This window comes from Undibacterium paludis (assembly GCF_022568815.1).
Lineage (GTDB): Bacteria > Pseudomonadota > Gammaproteobacteria > Burkholderiales > Burkholderiaceae_D > Undibacterium.
In genome coordinates this window covers 673,382-693,239 of record NZ_JAKZHX010000001.1, presented here as the reverse complement: position 1 = coordinate 693,239, position 19,858 = coordinate 673,382, and the positions used below count along the sequence as shown (strand labels likewise).

The window sequence follows — 19,858 nt, the reverse complement described above, 5'->3', positions numbered from 1 at the left end:
GCTCCAAAACCATGAACAGACATGGTCAACAACCAGGGACGATAGCGAACACCAGTTTGTGCCACCACACTGGGCAGTCAGGCTCACAGTGTCATGGGCCTTAGTAGCAGACAGGGGCTTTACTTATTATAGATGTGGAAAATTCCCCATGGCAATTTTCGATTGCCAACCTGCTCAGCGCAGACAATACCTTGAAAGCCTGGAAAATGTTTGGCGTCGGGAGCGAATTCAAGATTTTTTACCTTTATGCGTTCATTTCCGGAACGGGTGATTGCAGGTGAAGGAGGAAAGCCCATGATTTCATCATGCGGACATGAATCTTCGCTAGCCTGAGCGACTTTGGCAAATACTTGCACCCAGATTAACGCTGATATTTCGAGGGAAAGATGCGACTCAACATCCTGTCATCAATTGCAAGACAATTGGTTTTACCTTGCCTGGCCATGCTTACTGCCTGCAGCACCGCACCCTTGCTGCAAGAGCAGAAACTACAGACTGCCTGGCTGGTTAAAACAGAACAGGGGCAAACTGTTGCGAGGGTGATCACAGAGGACACCGTATGCCCGTCACTGTTGCAGGATGGCGTGGCAAGCATCATGCAACAGAGGGCTGTTGCCGGAACCATGCCACAACGTAAGACTGCCAGTCCGGCAGACAAGTCAAAAGCTTCGGTATTCCCTGTGCTGACCTGCGACGCCACCTTGCATGCAACTACACAACGGGCATCAATAGACGGTCATGACCTGCCTGTGCCCAAGCCGGTCATCAGGAAAATCGTGGTCATTGGTGACACCGGTTGTCGCCTGAAATCGAACGATGATTATTTTCAGTCTTGCAACGACAGTGAGAAGTGGGCTTTTCGTACCATGGCAAACACTGCTGCCAGCTTCAACCCTGACCTGGTGGTGCACGTAGGCGATTATCACTACAGGGAAAATGCCTGCCCAGAGGGTAACAAGGAATGCGCAGGCAGCCCCTGGGGTTATGGCTGGGACACCTGGCAGGCTGACTTTTTTGCACCGGCTGCAGCATTGCTGAAAGCCGCCCCCTGGGTGGTCGTGCGCGGCAATCATGAATCCTGTGCCCGTGCCGGCCAGGGCTGGTGGCGTTTCATGGACCCGCGCCCTCTGCAAAAGGGCAGGGATTGCAATCTTGAGCAATACGACCTGACTGGTGATTACAGCCCTCCCTATGCGGTTCCCCTGGGCAAGCTTGGGGATGGGCAGGCGCAACTGCTGGTCTTCGATTCATCCAAAGCGCCAGGCAAGGCCCTGGCAAAAGACGAGCAGGCTTATCAGATCTATAAGAAGCAATTCGGGCTGGTGAATCAGTTGAGTGAGGGGGCTGATTTTAATATCTTCCTGAGCCATCATCCGGTTCTGGGGCTGGCGGCAGAGAAGAAAAAAAGTGGCGGCCTCGATGTGCGGCCCGGCAACCCAGCCATGCAGGGAGTGATGCAGGACCTCAATGCCAGTCGCCTGTTCCCCGCAGGTATACAGGTGGCCCTTGCCGGCCATGTACATCTGTTTGAAGCGCTGACTTTCAGCAGTAATCATCCTGTACAGTTTGTGTCTGGTAACGGCGGGTCTTCTCTGGACATGGCGATACCGACACCGCTGGCGGCAGGTGCGACACCCTATCCGGGCGCCCATACTGATTTCTTCAGTAATTCAAATGAAGTGGGTTTCACTCTCCTGGAACGTGATGAGCAGGGCTGGAAAATTCAGGCCTGGAACAAGCAGGGCAAATTGATGACGCAATGTCAGGTGCAGGACAAGAAAAATATATGCAAGGATTTTGCGCATTGATGGGTTGTCTTGTTCATGAGATTTGTGCAGGGACGCCAGCTGAAAAATTAAATTTTGTTAAAACCATGCAACGGGGCAATCATTGCCCCGTTTTTTGTTGTCGTGTCACTCAGCGGTCATCTTCCCTACATCTGGACGTCATATCTGCTTCATAAACTTGCGGGCTTTATACCCACCAAGCTCACTGGAAGGCAGATGATGAACCGCAAGCAAGCACAATTTTCCGTACAGGTAATGACAGCCCAGGTCTTATTGGCCATGGCATGCATGGCGCAACAGCAGGCTCGTGCACAGACTGCTCCTGTATCCGAAGCACCGGCAGAGTCGCCATCTGCGCTGGATGCAGAAGCGATCAAATCGCGCGTCGTCATTACCGGCTCGGCAGTTGGCAACCGTGCACCTGTGCAGGCTTCATTGAAGGCGACACAGCCGCAGTCCATCATTACGGCCACCTTTATCGAACAGTCTGTGACGCCGCTGGCAGACTTCAATGCCGTGGCCAGGATTGCTCCCGGCGTGGGCGGTGGTGTCTCGCCAAATGGCCCCGGGTTGGCTGAAACCAAGGTGACACTGCGTGGTTTCCAGGACGGGGAATACAATATTACCTATGACGGTATTCCTTTTGGCGATACCAATAATCCTACTCATCACTCGACGTCGTATTTCCCGGCTCGCATCATCGGCGGCATGGTGATAGAACGTGGTCCTGGCAATGCCAGCAACCTGGGTCAGGCGACCTTTGGCGGTTCCGTCAATCTGTTTTCCAAGGAATTGTCACAGGACTTTCATTTCACGCCCTACGCGACATTTGGTTCCTGGAATACCAGGATGACCGGTGTGCAGATAGACAGCGGCACGGCGGCGCATTTTGGCGATACCCGTTTCATGTTCAATGGCTCACGCCTGACCACGGATGGCTACCTGACATACAGCGCGGTGACTGAAGACAATTACCAGTTCAAATTGCAGCGCAGCCTGGGTAAAGACACCACCTTGACGGTGTTCTCCACTTTTAACAAGATCACCAGCTATACACCGGACAAAGGTGGCGTAACTTTGAGCCAGGTGGCACAGTTCGGCAAAAACTATGCGCTCAATAATGACCGTTCCAGCCAGAACTATTTTGGCTACAACTACAATAACAAGAACACGGATTTTGACTATATACGCCTGCAATCGAGGCTGGCAGGCTGGGATATCGACAATACCCTGTACACCTATTCCTATACCAATGATACTTACTCAGGTCAGGACGCCAGCGGCGCGACAGCAAACGGCACCAAGGCCGGTGTCGCCGGCAACCTGAATGTGCCCGGTTATAACAAGCTCAATGCCTACCGTGTCAATGGCGATATACTGAAGGCCAGCAATCGTCTTGATGCAGGCTTGCTGCGCCTGGGTATCTGGATGGAAAACGCCAATACCAATCGCCACACCTATGACCTGGACTGGACCCTGGGTTTGCCCAATCCCAAAGAATCGACTGCGCCAAAGAATGTGTCTTACGACCAGGGCTCAAACTGGAAGCAGTATCAGCCATTTGCAGAATTTGAATGGGCTGCTTCGCCTGAGCTGACCATTACACCCGGCTTGAAATACGTGAGCTTCCAGCGCTCGCTCGATGCCAAGGTCAATCAGACCACGCGTATCCCGACCACGACCGAGCAGACCTATACAACGACCCTGCCTTTCCTGACGGCGAATTACAGCATCAACAAGGAATGGTCTGCCTATGCACAAATTGCCAGGGGTTTCCTGGCGCCGGACCTGTCGCTGTTTTATGTGAATAATCCAGGCCAAAGCTCGGCAAAACCACAGACTTCCACCAACTATCAACTGGGTGTGGTTCACCAGTCGAATCAGTTGACATTTGATGCTGATTTTTACTACATCGATTTCAACAACAAGATTGCTTCGACCGGTAACGGTAATGATCTCGTGTACTACAACCAGGGTGGTGTTGTGTACAAGGGGTTGGAAGGCGCCATTACCTACTATCTTGGCAGTGGTTTCTCGCTGCATGCGAATGCTTCGCTGAACAGCGCCAAGGCGAAAGATACTGGTTTGCAGGTAGCCAAGGCGCCAGAGTCGACTTCTGCATTCGGCGTCTTGTACAAGGCCAATGGTTTGTATGGCTCGCTGATCGCAAAAACCACCGGTAGCCAGTATGCCAAGGACGGTGAACCGGCTGCCTACAAGATCGCTGCCTACACGACGACCGATTTCACCATCGGCTATCGCCTCAAGACAGATGCCTGGCTGCTGAAGAACCTGAAAATCCAGGGAGGTATCAATAATGTGTTCGACAAACAGGATGTCACCTCGATTTCCACCAATAGTAAGGGCGTGCAGTTTGATCAATATACCTTTGTGCCGGCACGTAGCTGGAACCTGTCTGTCAGCGCAGATTTCTAGGTATGGGTCTGCAGATGTGAATTAATAAAAGACTTGCACTGATTTGGTGATGGCAGGCTGTAAAGGCTTGCCATTTTTTGTTTTTAGGCGAACAAGATTGTGGGGATTTCGCCACGGAAAGTGCAAGAAATGGTGAACTGGCCTGCTTGTCAGCCTGACCATGACCTAACTTGAAAAGGCTGGTCAAAGATTTTGTTTCTGATAAGCATCTCCTAGGAGAGCTTAAGTCACCCGTGCAAAATTACCAATAGGAAATATTCATTGAGGCAACATATTAAATAATTTCCTCGAAGAAACAGTCTAAATTCCTGCCATTCGTTAAAAGTTACAATGAAGAAACTTTCAAGGAGATAGCATGAAATTAACGCCTTTTATCGCTTTATTGGCGATGACATCCGCAGTATCTGCTGCCTGGGCTGATGACACGTCCAATGTCACTATCAGCGGATTTGGTACCGCTGCCCTCACTCGCAGCAATTCTTCCGACGCAGAATTTGCCCGCCCCAATCAGTTGGCTGGTGTAACCAGTTCTGCCAAAACCGGGGTCGATTCCAATTTCGGCATACAGGTGACGGCAAAAATGAATGACTGGCTGTCTTTCACAGGCCAGGGTCTGGTGCGAAAAAATGTGACGGACAATTTTGGTGCAGAACTGGCCTGGGCGTTTGCCAAAGCCAAGGTCAATGACAACCTGAACCTGCGCCTGGGTCGCGTCGGTTTGCCGGTCTATATGATTTCTGACTACCGCAATGTTGGTTATGCCAACACCATGATACGTCCGCCGGTAGAAATGTACACGCAGGTGACACTGGAAAGCCTGGACGGCATCGATGCCCTGTACCAGACCAATTTTGGCGATACGGCCGTGACTGCGCAGGTAACCTATGGCGTTACCGATGCCGATAATCGCGGCGGTTTTACAGCCAAATTCAAGAACGTATCAAGCGTCAATATTGTTGCGGAAAACGGCCCCTTCACTTTCCGTTTCGGACGTGTCGACGCCAAGGTGACAGTCGATAATTCTACCAATCTGAATACCCTGGTAAGCGGCCTGAACAAGTTTGGTTTTGCTTCGGCAGCGAACGCCATTGCCGTCAATGACACCAAGGCTTCGTTCACTTCGGTCGGTCTGGGCGTGGACTGGAAGAACTTTGTCGTTCAGGCAGAATACGGCAAGCGTTCTTCAGCCAGCCTGTCGATCGCTGACACGACTTCCTGGTACACCATGTTTGGTTACCGTACCGGCAGTTTCCTGCCGTATTTTGTCCATGCATCAGCAACGCAGGACAGCCCGCGCACTGTCGCCGGCCTGCCGACATCTGGCCCCTTGCTGCCCTATACTCTGGGCGCAAACGGACTGGCATCAGCTTCACCGATACAAACCAGTAACAGCGTAGGTGTGCGCTGGGATTTCCATAAATCGGCTGCCCTGAAACTGCAGCTCGACAGAATGTCGCCAGAGAACGGACCCGGTGTTTTCATCAACGCCAAACCTGGTTTCAAAGGCCCGGTTACCGTATTTGCAGCAGCAGTTGATTTTGTATTCTGATGGGAGGCGCGATGAATAAGCATTTAACACAGTTATTGATTGCGATAGCCGTCATGTCAGCGACATCCGTGGCATGTGCCGCCGAACTGGTGGTGGTGGTCAATCCTTCCAATCCTGCCACCGCCATGACGGCAGCACAGGCGTCGCAATTTTTTCTTGGCAAATCTGCCATGTTTACCCCCGTCGATTTGCCAGAGAATTCACCCATCCGTGCCGAGTTCTATAAAAAGGTAGCAGACAAGGACATGTCTGAAGTAAAGACCATCTGGTCCAAGCTGGTTTTCACCGGTAAAGGTACGGCGCCAAAAGAAATGCATAACAATGCCGAGGTGAAAAAGGCGGTGGCCGCCAACCCTACTGGCATAGGTTACATAGAGCGTTCAGCTGTGGACTCAACAGTAAAAGTCGTGACTGTTCTGCCTTGATGAGCGCAACTTTATTGTTGCCCTGAAAAAAGCCGCAATGCGGCTTTTTTCTTTTGCAACTATCTTTGATAGTTTGCCCTTGTTACTTTTTGAAGACAAACTGCAAATTACCTTCGTGAAATTTGCAGTTTGCAACAATGCCGTCTAAAACGAAGTATATATTCATATCATCCCTCCGCTGTTTCCTGAGCTTTGCAATTGTGTCGTTCTTTTACCAAAAGGACTTGCCATGAAATTGTTTTATGACTTGAGGATATCTGCCAAACTATATGTTGGCTTTGTTTTGCTGCTGATTCTGACCATATTTCTCGGTGGCTTTTCTGTGTTCCAGTTGTCTCGCGTTAACCAGACTGCACTGGAATTGGGCACCAACTGGATGCCCAGCGTGAATGCTGCCATGGGTATCAAGGAAAGAATTTCACGCCTGCGCACCCAGGAAATGCAGATCGTGCTTTCCGCCGGTGACGAGGCCAGTATCAAAAAGTACACTCAGCGCTGGAAAGACTATGCCGCCGAGCTGAAAAAATATGAAGAAGATTATGTAAAGCTCATCAGTACACCTGAAGAAAAAACCTATTTTGCGGAGTACAGCAAAGTCTGGGAAAAATATGCTGTAGAGAGCAAGAAACTGACTGAACAGGCAGTTGCAGGCAATGTCGAAGAAGCCAAGGCCACCCTGCGCGGGGACTCGTCCAAATTGAATGCAGACATGCTGGCACTGGCTGACAAGATGGTGCAGGTGAACGCAGATGGTGGCGTCGCCGAATATCATACGGGCGAGAAAATCTATGCAAATTCAAGGACGCTGATACTGGGCCTGATTGTTGTCACCACCGCGCTTGGCTTGCTGTTGGCCTACTGGATAGCAAAAGTCGTCGCCAGACCCATACAGGAGGCCGTCAAAGTCGCAAAAACTGTTGCATCGGGCGACCTGACCAGCAATATAGAAGTTAAAACCAGGGATGAGACAGGCGAGTTGCTGCAGGCGTTGAAGGAAATGAATGCCAGTCTTTTATCCGTGGTCAGTGAAGTGCGTACCGGTACTGACTTGATTGCTACTGCTTCAACAGAAATCGCCAATGGCAATATGGATTTGTCGGCGCGCACCGAGAGCCAGGCCGGTTCACTGGAAGAAACAGCTTCTTCCATGGAAGAACTGACCTCTACCGTCAAACAGAATAGTGACAATGCCCGTCAGGCGAACCAGCTCTCGCATTCTGCTTCTACGGTGGCGCAAAAAGGGGGCAGTGTCGTATCGCAAGTCGTGGATACCATGGGCTCCATCAATGAATCTTCGAAAAAGATTGTCGACATCATTGCCGTGATTGATGGCATCGCTTTCCAGACCAATATCCTGGCATTGAATGCCGCTGTCGAGGCGGCTCGCGCAGGTGAGCAGGGCAGGGGATTTGCCGTGGTGGCTTCAGAGGTGCGTAACCTGGCTCAACGCTCTGCCAGTGCCGCAAAGGAAATCAAGGCACTCATCAACGACTCTGTGGAAAAAGTGGATCTGGGAACCCGACTGGTCGATCAGGCTGGAGTCACCATGCAAGAAGTGGTGGAGAGTGTCAAACGGGTCAGTGACATCATCAGTGAAATTACCGCAGCAGGTGCAGAACAAAGTTCAGGCATAGACCAGATCAATAATGCCATCATACAGATGGACCAGGTAACACAGCAAAATGCCGCGCTCGTCGAAGAAGCCGCAGCCGCGGCTGGCGCCTTGCAGGAGCAGGCGGCCAACCTGAGCCGCGTGGTTGGCGTATTCAAACTGGAGCAGGGGCAGGCAGCACAGAGCAAGCCGGTTGTTGCCAGTAGATCAGACAATAAAGCAGTTACCAGACCGGCCCGCCTTGCTGGTAATGCAAACAAGGCTGCTACAGTCAAAGCCTTGCCGAAGCAAAGAGAAACAGTGAAAGCTGGCGACGACTGGGAAGAGTTTTAGTCAGGGACAGGGACTTGCTCACCTGCATTCCATCTGTCCTTGAATTTTGTTCATCTATTCCAAAGGAAGCATGATGAAGATGTTCTATAACCTGAAGATTTCAGCCAAGCTGTTTGTCGGTTTTGGCTTCCTGCTGGCATTGACGATATTTCTTGGCGTGTTTTCCATCGTGATGCTGGCCAAGGTCAACCAGAATGCCTATGAACTGGGCACCAACTGGATGCCCAGCGTCAATGCAGCCATGGGTATCAAGGAGCGCGTGTCAAGAATACGCTCGCAAGAGGCGCAAATGGTGTCGGCTGAAAACAAGGAGGAAGTGGAAAAATATATCGGCCGCACCAAGGAAGCCGTCACCGGACTGAAGGAAAATGAAGCTGAATATGCGCGCCTCGTGGCAGACCCGGAAGAGAAAAAGCAGTTCGATGACTACATGAAATCGATGACGGAGTATTTGCAGATATCCGACAAAATGGCAGCCCTGGCCCGTGAAGGCAACAACAAGGAAGCCATGGAGTTGATGCGTACGGATTCTTCCAAACTCAACACCAAGGTGCGCGGCCTGGTCGACAAGATGGTGAAAACCAATGTCGATGGTGGTGTGGATGCATACAAGAAAGGCACAGAGTCATACGAGGCTTCACGTAGCCTGATCATTGTTGTACTGGTCACCAGTATCCTGCTCGGCTTGGCACTGGCCTATGCGATTGCCCGTATCGTTTCCCGTCCCTTGCAGGATGCCGTCAAGCTGGCGCAGACGGTGGCTTCGGGCGACCTGACCAGCAATATTGATGTGCAAACCCGTGATGAGACAGGCCTGCTGCTACAGGCATTGAAAGAGATGAATCAGAGCCTGTTGCAAGTTGTCAGCCAGGTGCGCCAGGGTACCGATGAAATCACCACTGCCGCCACCGAGATTGCCAAAGGCAATCTGGATTTGTCCAACCGCACTGAAAACCAGGCCAGTTCACTGGAAGAGACAGCCTCGTCAATGGAAGAAATCACTTCTACCATCAAGCATAATAGTGATAATGCCCGCCAGGCCAACCAGCTCTCGCATTCAGCTTCAGCGGTGGCGCAGAAAGGTGGCGACGTGGTGTCGCAGGTGGTCGATACCATGGGGTCCATCAATGAGTCATCCAAGAAGATTGTCGATATCATTGCCGTGATTGATGGCATCGCTTTCCAGACCAACATCCTGGCCTTGAATGCTGCCGTCGAGGCCGCCCGTGCCGGCGAACAGGGCAGGGGGTTTGCCGTGGTGGCATCAGAAGTACGTAATCTGGCCCAGCGTTCTGCCAGCGCAGCCAAGGAAATCAAGGAACTGATTAACGATTCTGTCGACAAGGTAGGGCAGGGTACGCGCCTGGTTGACCAGGCTGGCGCCACCATGAAAGAAGTCGTGGACAGCGTCAAGCGGGTCAGCGATATCATCAGCGAAATTACCGCTGCCGGTACAGAGCAAAGCAGTGGGATTGAACAGATCAATACAGCTGTGACACAGATGGACCAGATGACGCAGCAAAATGCCGCCCTTGTGGAAGAAGCCGCTGCCGCCGCTGGCGCCCTGCAAAACCAGGCGCAAAACCTGAGCCGCATAGTCAGCGTATTCAAACTGGATCAGGGCCAGCAGGTTGCCGGCGCAAAACCTTCAGGCCCGGTGAAACCGACAACGACAGTGGCCGGCAACAAGTCTAAAACCAAAGCTTTGCCCAGGCCGGCTGTGGCCAGAACGAGTCAGGTAAAAACTGCCCCGGTCAGGAAAGAGCCGGTCAACGCCGGTGCTGCTGATGACTGGGAAGAGTTTTAAGTTTGCTTCAACAAAACTGGCCTGCTGCTCGTCAAAAACAGCAGGCTAGCTTCATGTGATCCAAACGGTATGATTTACGACAGTTCGCCCTGTTTGACGATGATGCGTGATATCAGCCCATATTCCTTGGCTTCGGTAGCACTCATCCAATAGTCGCGGTCGATATCTGCCGCAATTTTTTCCAGAGGTTGACCGGATTCGTGTGCGATCAGGGCGGCAATACGTTCACGGATCTTGACGATTTCGCGTGCCTGAATGGCGATATCACTGGCTTGGCCACCAAAACCGCCGCTGGGCTGATGGATCAGGAAGCGGGTATTGGGCAGGCAGACACGGCGCTCTTTCGGCACAGCCAGGAAAACGGTGACGGCAGCACTGCCTACCCAGCCTGTCCCCACCATATTGACCGGTGCATCAATGAACTTGATGACATCATGGATGACATCGCCCGATTCCACATGGCCACCGGGGGATGACACCATCACGGTAATCGGGTCTTTTGACTCGGCCGACAAGGCGATCAGGCGTTTGCTGATATCGGCAGCCAGCTTGTCATTGATGGTGCCAAATACCATTACGGTGCGGGATTTGAAGGCCTTTTCTTCAAGGAAAGGGCTGCGTTGCGTTTCGTTATTGTCTTTTTCGTCGGCCATGGAAGTCTTCTGTCTGAGCGGGTTTACAAACTAGGGGTTGAGGCAGCCAAGATGGCTGCTCAAGTCGATTTTTTCAAGTAGGCTTCTGCCAGTCTGACCCAATAAGTTGCACCTATTGGCAGCAAATCATCATTGAAGTCGTAACTGGGGTTGTGTAAATTGCAAGGGCCCAGGCCATGACCGAAGTCACGATGGGCACCATCACCATTACCGATGAAGACGTAGCAGCCTGGCCTGGCCTGCAGCATGAAAGAAAAATCTTCTGCGCCCATGGTAGGTTCAACCTGGGCATCAACGTTTTCATCGCCAACCACGCTGCGCATGACTTCAGTGGCAAATGCTGTTTCTTTGGCATGATTGATCAGTGGCGGATAATTGCGCTTGAAGCGAAAATCAACCTGGGCGTCAAACGCCGCTGCCGTATGTTCAGCGATGGTTTGCATGCGTCTTTCTATCAGGTCTATCATTTCCGTACTGAAGGCGCGCACCGTTCCTATCAGCGTTGCCTCGTCAGGAATTACGTTGGTGGCGCTGCCAGAATGGATTTGTGTCACGGACAGCACGGCAGACTCCAGCGGGCTGGCGTTACGGCTGACGATGGTTTGCCAGCTCTGAGCCATCTGTATGGCCACGATAATCGGGTCTATGCCCTTGTGTGGCTGTGCGGCATGGGCGCCTTTGCCCCTGACAACGACTTCAAATTCATTCGATGAAGCCATCATCGGGCCGGGGGTGACGCCAAAAGTCCCGACCGCCACACCGGGCCAGTTATGCATGCCGAATACTGCCTCCATGGGGTATTGTTCGAACATGCCGTCTTCTATCATGCGTCTGGCGCCGCCACCGCCTTCTTCTGCCGGCTGGAAGATCAGGTAGACTGTGCCATCGAATTCCTTGTATTGCGACAGGTAATGCGCCGCACCGAGCAACATTGCCGTATGGCCGTCATGGCCGCAGGCATGCATCTTGCCATCATGTTTTGAGGTATGGGCAAAGGTATTGATCTCCTGCATGGGCAGGGCATCCATGTCGGCACGCAGGCCTATGGCGCGCTCGCTCGTGCCGTTTTTCAGTACGCCGATGATGCCGGTGCCGCCAAAGCCGCGGATGATGGGGATGCCCCAGGCTTCCAGTTTTTTAGCGACGACTTCAGAGGTGCGGTGTTCTTCAAAGCATAATTCAGGATGCGCATGGATGTCGCGCCGGATTTGCTGGATTTCAGCCTGGAACTGCACGATGGGATCTATCAGTTTCATTATGTTCTCCGTTTGCATGCTGGCTGCTGCTTGCATGTCTGCATTATTATTGATGGGAGGTTTTCCGGCGCTGCCAGAAAACCTCCTTCATAGAGAGAAAGATACCAGATTCTATCAAAGACGGTAGCCCGTCCTGGTGCGACTCCCGGGAGATGCCCGTCTTGCCTACCCAGGATAGGCAGATGGTGTTACCTCATCAATGTAGATAACTGCATCATACGCCCTGGCCGGGATGATTTGTTCGTTGCTGCTTCCCCAGTAACGGGCATTGATGGGCTTGAACATCCAGTCATGCGCCGGCCCGGGTTTTGCCTGTGAAAAATCAATGAAACTCCACTTTTTGCCGGCGTTGGCCAGAATGGCTTCCAGGCTGTCTGTTTCGGGAGCAGCTATCGCACTGTAGCTATCCCTGCCATAGATACCGGTGACGCCGCGCCCCATGTACATGCCTATGGTATAGATGTCCTGGCGACGTTTTTCTGCCATCCAGACACCTGTAGTCCTGGCAGCGTCCTGCTGGTTCCAGTGATGGGCGATATGGGTATTGTGTGCCCAGACAATGATTTTTTTGTCGGGGTAGATGCGGTCAAGCAAGATATTCAGGTTATCCGCCATTGCCTTGTCGCGGATTTCTGTTCCCTGTTTCTGTGGATAGGGATAGGGCTGCATTTCGCAGTAGGCAACACGTGACCAGGCTTCCTGCAGGCTCATATCCACTTCTGCCTGCCCGGTTTTGCCCAGGGTCAGCAGTTTTTCCCTGTTACTGGCGAGGGTTTCTGCTACCAGACGATAGCGTGCGGCCAGACGTCCGGACAGTGTAGCGTCCTGTTTGGGAGTGAATAATAGCTGTAACTCCTGCTCCATGCCGTCTATTTCTGTCACCAGGGGACTGTCAATCTGGCTCAGCAGGGATTTGAAGCGTGCCGTGATGACAGCAGTTGATATGGCGCTGGAGCTCTGGTTGTCAAAACCTGCCAGTATCAGGGGGTGTCTTGCCCCGCTGTTTCCCTTGCTTTGTTTTATGTAAGAGAACAGGTCTGCAGTTTCATCGGTGCCTATGGTGGCAAATAGGCAATTACGCATGGCCTCGGCTGCACTGGATTTAACTATTTCCTTGTCCACGGCATCACAGGTGGACATGGATGATTCCATGGCAATGACATCAAAGCCCATTTCCTGATGCAAAAACTTGATCAGACGCACTTTCATCCAGTTGAATTCTGCATAACCGTGACCGCTTTCACCGAGTTGTACCAGCCGTTTTCCTTTTAGCAGTGGTTTGAGGAATTGCAGGTCGCTAAAGTCTTCGCTGAATAAAGAACGCAGGTGACGGGCATCTTGCCGTACACCGGTTTTCCATTCAGGTTTGATATCCGGTATCAGGCCCGGTGGCAAAGCCAGTGTGTTATCGTCCGCCAGCACGCTGGATTTCTGTGGCCTGGGCGCAGGGCGCACTTCGGCAATATCAGCGATTTTGACGCTTTCATCAATATCGAGTTTCACATCATCAAACCAGGCCGTACCGTTGCCTATCAGACCCAGGCCTATATGCACAGACCTGGCATTTGCGGCAACCGGCACCTGGATGTCAAAACGCCGCCAATCCTTGCTGCCATCAGGCGCATCCTTGCCCAGTATGGCTTCGGCGACGGCGGTTTTGACCTTGCTGTCCACCTGCATTAGCAGGACTGCTTTGCCGACAACATCACGTGTCTTGATCCAGCCGGACAAATGTAAGGGGTGGCCGCCGACAGTGCTGGCGACCAGGGTTTGCGCCAGGGTCGTCATGCCTCCCACCGGGGTTTGCGGATTACTGGCCAGTCTGAGAGAGCACTTGCCCTCTCTGGCAACCTGGCAATCAGCGTCCAGAGTGTGGACTGCCGTCATGAGATTCCAGGATTCGGGTACATTTTTACCCGCACGCCATTCTTCAAAGCCTGGATTGCCTATAGGCAGATCTTTGGCGCATGCAGCACCTGTCAGCAAGCAAGCGAGGGTGAGCAAACCACCAGGCAAGAAACGCCTTGTTGCTGAACCCATTGAAAAAGAGGGATGGTTGATATTGCTAACGGTACACGCGACAAGTGACATCATGGCTATAAATGGTTGTGGGGACAGACTTGGGAGTACTCAGGTCCATGGTTGGATGGGTAGCGTGGTAATAGACAGTTGATTGTATTGCAAGTTCCTGTGCTTATGGGGTAAAGAGAAGTGAAACGCTGATGACCACAGCTTGACCTCAATAAAGCTATTCACAAGAGTGATGACTGGTATACCAAAAATAAAGAAGACTTATTTGTTGCGGTGCGATAAAGTAACACCTGTCTCCTCCAACACCTCCTAAGGTTTGGATTTAACCCGCAACCGCAAGGTCGCGGGTTTTTTTTTGATTATTTACTATCCCCTGTAGCAATCGTATGCTCCACACATTTTCTATTCCGTAGGGAAATAATCCTGATGCCTTGATATCTGATTTATGAATGATTGATATGCAAAAATAGATCTTGGTGAATTTGTTGCGCTGCGATATAGTTATACCTGTCTCCTCCAACACCTCCTAAGGTTTGGATTTAAGCCCGCGAATTCAGCGGGCTATTTTTTTGCCCGTCTTTTGCCTGTTTCCCTGGCAAATCCCCGGTTTTACCAGGCAAGACTGGACCCATCATCTTGATATAATGCTCATCCTGCGCTGACCATAGCGAAAACCTGCCACGACTCAGGATAAATATACTTAATGTACAGACTGGCTATCCCTGATGATTTGCATGCCGTGTTCACCATTTATATGGATGAGGCAGTGCTGCGCTTTCTTGGTTACGACGCCATGTCACTGGAGCAGTTTTCAGTGATTTTTGAGGATTTGCTGGCCAGTTGTTCTTTCTTCGTCTATCTGCAGGAGGACGAGGTCGCGGGATTTTACAAGGTGACACGCTTCACAGGCCGTGCTGCCCATGTTGCCCAGCTCGGTACACTGGCTGTCGCGCCCCGCTATCAGGGAAAAGGCGTAGCCCAGGCCATGCTGGCCGTGGTCATTGCAGAATTACGGCAGACCGGCGTGCGCCGTGTGGAGTTGATTGTGGAATCCGATAATCCACGCGGTCTGGCGTTTTACCAGCGCCTGGGTTTTGAGATAGAAGGTCGCTTGCGCCAGTTTTATAAACGCAGTGGTGAAGCTGAGTACATCGACGACTTTATTATGGCGAAGCTGCTGGACTGATTTTGTATTCAGGCGGAGGCGGGCGCAGGTGTGACCAGGCCTGTGCCTGTTCCAGTTCAAACGCCAGTTCGAACAGGGTCTGTTCATCGCCAGCACGGGCAGCAAACTGGCTGCCTATGGGAAGTCCTTCATGGCTCATGCCCAGTGGTACGGACATGGCTGGCGTGCCGGCAATATTATGCATGGGCGTGTAGGCAGCGTAGTGCTGCAATCTTTCCCACAATACTTCACCGGGCAGGCCGGTATCAAAGTAGCCGAGTCTGGGAGCAGGCATGCTGGTCACCGGACTCAGCAAGACATCGTAGTCTTCAAAAAAACCGGCAAAGTCCTGTGCCACCCTGGAAAAATAGGCAGTAGCCAGACCGGCTGCTTCAGGTGCAGCCGCTCGCGCATGGGCGGCCAGGTAATTGGTCCAGGCTTCCAGTTCCTGTTCAGGGTCTTTGCCCATCTCTCTTGCCATATCAAATGCCCGCTGTGCGCTATGACTCCAGGCCCATTTGAAATGCCGGAAGAAAAGCTCGCCATTGACCGGTAACTGCACTGTTTCCACATGATGGCCCAGCGCTGCACATAAGCGCGCAGTTGCTGTCACTGCCGTGCCGACGACCTCCGTTGGCGCGGTACCTGCCATGCCATTGAGAGCAAATGCAATTTTCAGACGATGCTGACTTGCTGAAACGGGCAGTCTGATTGCTGGCCATGGCGCATCTGCATCATGCCGTTGATTCCAGGCAAACAGGCGGGCGCTGTCGCGCACACTGCGGCTCAGGCAATGTTCAACACCACTGTCTCCCATGCCGGAACCTTGCATACGGCCACGGCTGGGCTTAAGACCAAACAGGCCGCAGCAAGACGCTGGTATGCGTATCGATCCGCCGCCGTCGCAGGCATGGGCAAAAGCCAGCATGCCTGAGGCTACCGCTACTGCTGCACCACCGGATGAGCCACCGGCAGAATGCGCCCTATTCCAGGGATTGCGCGCCGGTCCTGACAAGACTGCTTCGGTGGTCGCATTCAGTGCAAATTCTGGCGTATTGGTCTTCCCCAGCAAGATCAGGCCGGCTGCCCTGGTTTGACTGACGATGGCGGCATCGCTGTCGCTGACATGACTGCTCAGCAGCCGTGAGCCGGAACTGCGGCGTACGCCCTGCACATCAACCAGGTCCTTGATGGCATATGGCACACCGGAAAACGGGCCAGGTATCAGCTTGCCTCTGGCCTGTTGGCGCGCCTGCTCAAACATGGGAGTGACGATGGCGTTGAGCTGCGCATTGCTTGCCTCTATCTGCGCTATGCTGGCTTCCAGCAATTCTGTGGCGCTGATTTGTCCGCTTTGTATCAGTGCCGCCTGTGCGCTTGCGTCGACGTCATGCAGGGGCAGGCATGTTTCTGGTTGCATCTGAGCTGTCCTGGAAAAAATAGGGACTTGCATTGTGACTGCTGCCTGCATCGTCTGGCTTGTAAAAAACCGCCCTGGCAAAATTTATGCTAAAGATGCAATATTGCCAGTTCGCTGGTCATCATAGTCAAAAAAGCAGAAAGAGTTCATTCATGCAGCACAGGCAACATACCCGCCTCAGTTACCATTTGCTGGCCAGCGCGCTCAGCTATCCAGGCGATGATGCCAGGGCCCTGTTCGCCTGGTCGGTCAGGGCGACTGTACATGGCATGCTCAGTCATGAATCTTATCTGCGACAGGCAGCGCAACCGCAAGCATACAGGCTCGGCGATGACCGCATGCAAAGGCAAATGAGCATATTGGGTGATCTTGATGCCAACGCCGTGGCTGATCTGATGCAGACTGCCACCGGGCCGGCACAATTCACACTGCGCTGGAACGGTTATAATCAATTGGCGCCGTTGGGTGTGAGTACCCGGCTGTGCAGCAATGATACCAACGACAATACCCGCGACGATGCTGCGCAGCAAACCAACCCCTCGCGACAGGGGCTGGATATCAGCGGCCATGCCACGGAAGGCCTGCGAGAGCAAGTCATGGCTGCCTGCCTTGACTATCTACAGACAAAGAATGCGCTGGCAGCGGAACGCTCTGATCGTCATTTACTGGAAAATCTTGACCGGCTTGGCTTACAAGAGCAGGCTTTGCGCGATGTATGCCTGTACCTGTATGAAGAACCCTGGGCAGACTTGCCAGCAAGCGCCAAAAAACTTGCCTGCAGCAGCCGCAGCCTGCAGCGCGCCCTGCACCAGGCTGGTCTGGGTTTCGCCGGTTTACGCATGGCCATACGCCTGAACCTGGTTAGCGCGGCAATCAGGCGAGGCGAGAATTCATTGACAGGTATTGCCCATGCGGCCGGGTTTTATGATGCGGCGCATCTGGATCATAGCTGGAAGCAGGCGACTGGTATTAACCCCAGCCAGTATCGGCAGTTACTGGCGTGAATCACATGGGATAGAACATGGGTTAGATATTCATATTCTGTATACCTGATATTTGAAGAATAAAGCATACAAATATGTTGCGCTGCATTAAAGTTGCATCTGTCTCCTCCAACACCTCCTAAGGTTTGGATTTAAGCCCGCGAATTCAGCGGGCTATTTTTTTGCCCTGATAGTTGTTAATTTACTCAGCTATATGGATATGCCGCTTGATATGCTTGAGGTGGGCGACAATGGTAAAGGTCATGATGACCAGCAAAGACCATGAACTCCATTTGCCCAGATGCACGGTAGACCAGGCGCCGAGCTGATTCGGATAGCGCCAGATGCCAAAGAAGGTTCCCATGTTTTCTGCCAGCCAGATAAAAAATCCTATTAGCACGAACGACAGCAACAGGGGCATGCTACGGTCACGGTCCAGTGGGCGAAACACCACGCTGGAACGGGCATACAGGCCAAGCGCGCAAGCCGCCAGGTACCAGCGGTAGTCACCGATGTAATGGTGGGTGAAAAAATTCAGGTAGATCAGTACACCTATCAGACCTGCCATCCAGTAAGGCGGATGGTGGCGTATGCGCAAGTCAAACAGGCGCCAGGCCTGGATGATGTAGCTGCCTATACTGGCATACATGAAGCCGCTAAACAGGGGAACACCCCACAGTTTGGTATAGCCAAATTCAGGATAAGCCCAGGACTGTATGTTGCCTGACACCTTGAACACTTCCAGTGCAAAACCTACCATGTGGAACAGGGTGACCGCCTTGAGTTCATCCATGGTTTCGAGCTTGCTCCACGCCATGCCGCCCTGGATCAGGACGGCGATCAGGAACAGTACATCATAGCGTGGCAGGCCGAGCAGGCCGCTTTTGGGCACCGCCAGTATCGATGCAAAGAACAGACCGACGAACAGGCAGGAACGCGCTTCCTTGATGCCGAAATACCAGAACTCCAGCAAGAAACGTTGAAAACCCTCCAGCCTGGCTGGTCGGGGCGGTTGCAGCAGAAACTGGTCTATGGATTGTAGAGGCATGGCCGCATTGTAGCAAAGCCAGCCCGGCTCATGTCCACAGACCAAGGTAGGTGGGCACAAAGACGGATGGTTGCATTGTTACAGAGAAAAAGCGCATTGAGGTCTATTTTGTGCTTGATAGAACATATACTGAAAACAGTATATGTATTGCCAGAAAATTGCCGACAATCGTGGCTAATCGTTTAAAACAATATGCTTGTGCAATGACTGGCATATCAATTGCATGAGCAGGCAAACACAAAACATCAAGACTGGATGGCAGTGAAGTCCCTTCAGTCATGACCCGGAGAATCCCGTAATGAGTCAGCAGCGACCCGAATACAACAATTACCCGCGCGACCTGATCGGCTATGGCCGCCATGTCCCGCATGCACAATGGCCGCAACAGGCCAGGATAGCCGTACAGTTTGTCCTGAATTATGAAGAGGGCGGTGAAAACTGTGTCTTGCATGGTGACCGCGCATCCGAGCAGTTTTTGTCTGAGATCGTGGGTGCTGCCGCCTATGAAGCGCGCCATATGTCGATGGAATCGATTTATGAATATGGCTCGCGTGCCGGGGTCTGGCGCATTTTGCGCGAATTTGAAAAACGTCAGTTGCCGCTGACGGTCTTTGGCGTTGCCATGGCCTTGCAAAGACATCCCGAACTGACCCAGGCCTTTGGCGAACTCGGTCATGAAATCGCCTGCCACGGCCTGCGCTGGATACATTACCAGGGTATGGACGAAGCGACCGAACGTGCGCACATGCAAGAAGCCGTGCAAATCCTGCGCGAGATGACAGGCAAGGCGCCACTGGGCTGGTATACCGGCCGCGATTCACCAAACACCCGCAAGCTGGTGGTCGAACATGGCGGCTTTGCCTATGATGCCGATTATTATGGCGACGACCTGCCGTTCTGGACCAGAGTGACTACCGGTGACGGCCAGCAAAAACCGCACCTGGTCGTGCCTTATACGCTGGACAGCAATGACATGCGTTTTGCTACGCCGCAGGGCTTCAATACCGGTGAGCACTTCTTTGACTACCTGAAAGACAGTTTCGATGTCCTGTATGCCGAGGGCGATCCCGCCGGTGACAATGCACCAAAAATGCTGTCCATCGGCATGCATTGCCGCTTGCTGGGGCGTCCTGGGCGTTTTCGTGCCTTGCAACGCTTTCTTGACTATGTGCAGTCACATGACAAGGTCTGGGTGTGCCGCCGTATCGACATTGCGCAACACTGGATGCAGGTACATCCCGCAGACAAATCCGTTTAAAAAAGCTGGCGACTGAATTGAACAGGGCCGGGCTTACCGATGTCCCGCCTGATACTGGATTGAGCTGACAAAGTTTGATGAGCAATCACGCTGCA

Annotated in this window: 14 protein-coding genes; 9 read left to right on the top strand and 5 right to left on the bottom strand. The window is 52.5% G+C overall.

Annotated elements, in window-relative coordinates:
• Positions 1–386: 386 nt before the first annotated feature.
• The 6 genes from LZ463_RS03095 to LZ463_RS03070 all read left to right on the top strand — a co-directional run bounded on the left by LZ463_RS03095 (position 387) and on the right by LZ463_RS03070 (position 9,949).
• On the top strand, positions 387–1,808 hold the full coding sequence (locus LZ463_RS03095) for a metallophosphoesterase (RefSeq protein ID WP_241453736.1): 1,422 nt from the start codon (positions 387–389) through the stop codon (positions 1,806–1,808).
• 195 nt (positions 1,809–2,003) lie between these two features.
• On the top strand, positions 2,004–4,223 hold the full coding sequence (locus tag LZ463_RS03090; RefSeq protein ID WP_241453734.1) for a TonB-dependent receptor: 2,220 nt from the start codon (positions 2,004–2,006) through the stop codon (positions 4,221–4,223).
• A gap of 355 nt (positions 4,224–4,578) precedes the next feature.
• The gene (locus tag LZ463_RS03085; RefSeq protein ID WP_241453732.1) at positions 4,579–5,772 is read left to right on the top strand and encodes a hypothetical protein; all 1,194 of its coding nucleotides are present in this window, start codon (positions 4,579–4,581) and stop codon (positions 5,770–5,772) included.
• 11 nt (positions 5,773–5,783) lie between these two features.
• A complete protein-coding gene (locus LZ463_RS03080; RefSeq protein WP_241453731.1) occupies positions 5,784–6,197 on the top strand; it encodes a type 2 periplasmic-binding domain-containing protein in 414 nt (137 codons plus the stop codon).
• 229 nt (positions 6,198–6,426) lie between these two features.
• On the top strand, positions 6,427–8,142 hold the full coding sequence (locus LZ463_RS03075) for a methyl-accepting chemotaxis protein (protein WP_241453729.1): 1,716 nt from the start codon (positions 6,427–6,429) through the stop codon (positions 8,140–8,142).
• Positions 8,143–8,212: 70 nt separating this feature from the next.
• On the top strand, positions 8,213–9,949 hold the full coding sequence (locus LZ463_RS03070; protein WP_277623922.1) for a methyl-accepting chemotaxis protein: 1,737 nt from the start codon (positions 8,213–8,215) through the stop codon (positions 9,947–9,949).
• Between the two features lie 74 nt (positions 9,950–10,023).
• On the opposite strand, the gene LZ463_RS03065 is transcribed toward LZ463_RS03070, so the two are convergent.
• From LZ463_RS03065 to LZ463_RS03055, 3 genes are all read right to left on the bottom strand, one after another.
• Positions 10,024–10,602 carry an ATP-dependent Clp protease proteolytic subunit gene (locus LZ463_RS03065; RefSeq protein WP_241453727.1) on the bottom strand — a complete coding sequence of 193 codons (579 nt, stop codon included), beginning with the start codon at positions 10,600–10,602 and terminating at the stop codon, positions 10,024–10,026.
• A 59-nt stretch (positions 10,603–10,661) separates the two neighbouring features.
• Entirely contained in the window at positions 10,662–11,858 is a 1,197-nt protein-coding gene (locus tag LZ463_RS03060; RefSeq protein ID WP_241453725.1) for a M20 aminoacylase family protein, read from the bottom strand.
• A 165-nt stretch (positions 11,859–12,023) separates the two neighbouring features.
• Positions 12,024–13,898 (bottom strand): erythromycin esterase family protein, encoded by a 1,875-nt coding sequence (locus tag LZ463_RS03055; protein WP_241453723.1) that lies wholly within the window; start codon positions 13,896–13,898, stop codon positions 12,024–12,026.
• A 694-nt stretch (positions 13,899–14,592) separates the two neighbouring features.
• On the opposite strand from LZ463_RS03055, the gene LZ463_RS03050 reads away from it, so the two are divergent.
• Positions 14,593–15,075 carry a GNAT family N-acetyltransferase gene (locus LZ463_RS03050; protein ID WP_241453721.1) on the top strand — a complete coding sequence of 161 codons (483 nt, stop codon included), beginning with the start codon at positions 14,593–14,595 and terminating at the stop codon, positions 15,073–15,075.
• Here the strand turns inward: LZ463_RS03050 and LZ463_RS03045 are convergent.
• Positions 15,053–16,474, bottom strand: a complete 1,422-nt coding sequence (locus LZ463_RS03045) for an amidase family protein (RefSeq protein WP_241453720.1) — start codon at positions 16,472–16,474, stop codon at positions 15,053–15,055. The genes LZ463_RS03050 and LZ463_RS03045 overlap by 23 nt on opposite strands.
• A gap of 152 nt (positions 16,475–16,626) precedes the next feature.
• On the opposite strand from LZ463_RS03045, the gene LZ463_RS03040 reads away from it, so the two are divergent.
• On the top strand, positions 16,627–17,478 hold the full coding sequence (locus tag LZ463_RS03040; protein ID WP_241453718.1) for a helix-turn-helix domain-containing protein: 852 nt from the start codon (positions 16,627–16,629) through the stop codon (positions 17,476–17,478).
• 181 nt (positions 17,479–17,659) lie between these two features.
• On the opposite strand, the gene LZ463_RS03035 is transcribed toward LZ463_RS03040, so the two are convergent.
• Positions 17,660–18,505 (bottom strand): DUF817 domain-containing protein, encoded by an 846-nt coding sequence (locus LZ463_RS03035; protein WP_241453717.1) that lies wholly within the window; start codon positions 18,503–18,505, stop codon positions 17,660–17,662.
• Positions 18,506–18,803: 298 nt separating this feature from the next.
• On the opposite strand from LZ463_RS03035, the gene puuE reads away from it, so the two are divergent.
• A complete protein-coding gene (puuE, locus tag LZ463_RS03030) occupies positions 18,804–19,763 on the top strand; it encodes an allantoinase PuuE (protein WP_241453715.1) in 960 nt (319 codons plus the stop codon).
• Positions 19,764–19,858 lie beyond the last annotated feature (95 nt).

Coding starts and splice junctions, on each gene's coding strand:
- LZ463_RS03095 (WP_241453736.1), top strand. CDS start 387: ATGCGACTCAACATCCTGTCATCAATTGCAAGACAATTGGTTTTACCT.
- LZ463_RS03090 (WP_241453734.1), top strand. CDS start 2,004: ATGATGAACCGCAAGCAAGCACAATTTTCCGTACAGGTAATGACAGCC.
- LZ463_RS03085 (WP_241453732.1), top strand. CDS start 4,579: ATGAAATTAACGCCTTTTATCGCTTTATTGGCGATGACATCCGCAGTA.
- LZ463_RS03080 (WP_241453731.1), top strand. CDS start 5,784: ATGAATAAGCATTTAACACAGTTATTGATTGCGATAGCCGTCATGTCA.
- LZ463_RS03075 (WP_241453729.1), top strand. CDS start 6,427: ATGAAATTGTTTTATGACTTGAGGATATCTGCCAAACTATATGTTGGC.
- LZ463_RS03070 (WP_277623922.1), top strand. CDS start 8,213: ATGATGAAGATGTTCTATAACCTGAAGATTTCAGCCAAGCTGTTTGTC.
- LZ463_RS03065 (WP_241453727.1), bottom strand. CDS start 10,602: ATGGCCGACGAAAAAGACAATAACGAAACGCAACGCAGCCCTTTCCTT.
- LZ463_RS03060 (WP_241453725.1), bottom strand. CDS start 11,858: ATGAAACTGATAGATCCCATCGTGCAGTTCCAGGCTGAAATCCAGCAA.
- LZ463_RS03055 (WP_241453723.1), bottom strand. CDS start 13,898: ATGGGTTCAGCAACAAGGCGTTTCTTGCCTGGTGGTTTGCTCACCCTC.
- LZ463_RS03050 (WP_241453721.1), top strand. CDS start 14,593: ATGTACAGACTGGCTATCCCTGATGATTTGCATGCCGTGTTCACCATT.
- LZ463_RS03045 (WP_241453720.1), bottom strand. CDS start 16,474: ATGCAACCAGAAACATGCCTGCCCCTGCATGACGTCGACGCAAGCGCA.
- LZ463_RS03040 (WP_241453718.1), top strand. CDS start 16,627: ATGCAGCACAGGCAACATACCCGCCTCAGTTACCATTTGCTGGCCAGC.
- LZ463_RS03035 (WP_241453717.1), bottom strand. CDS start 18,505: ATGCCTCTACAATCCATAGACCAGTTTCTGCTGCAACCGCCCCGACCA.
- puuE (WP_241453715.1), top strand. CDS start 18,804: ATGAGTCAGCAGCGACCCGAATACAACAATTACCCGCGCGACCTGATC.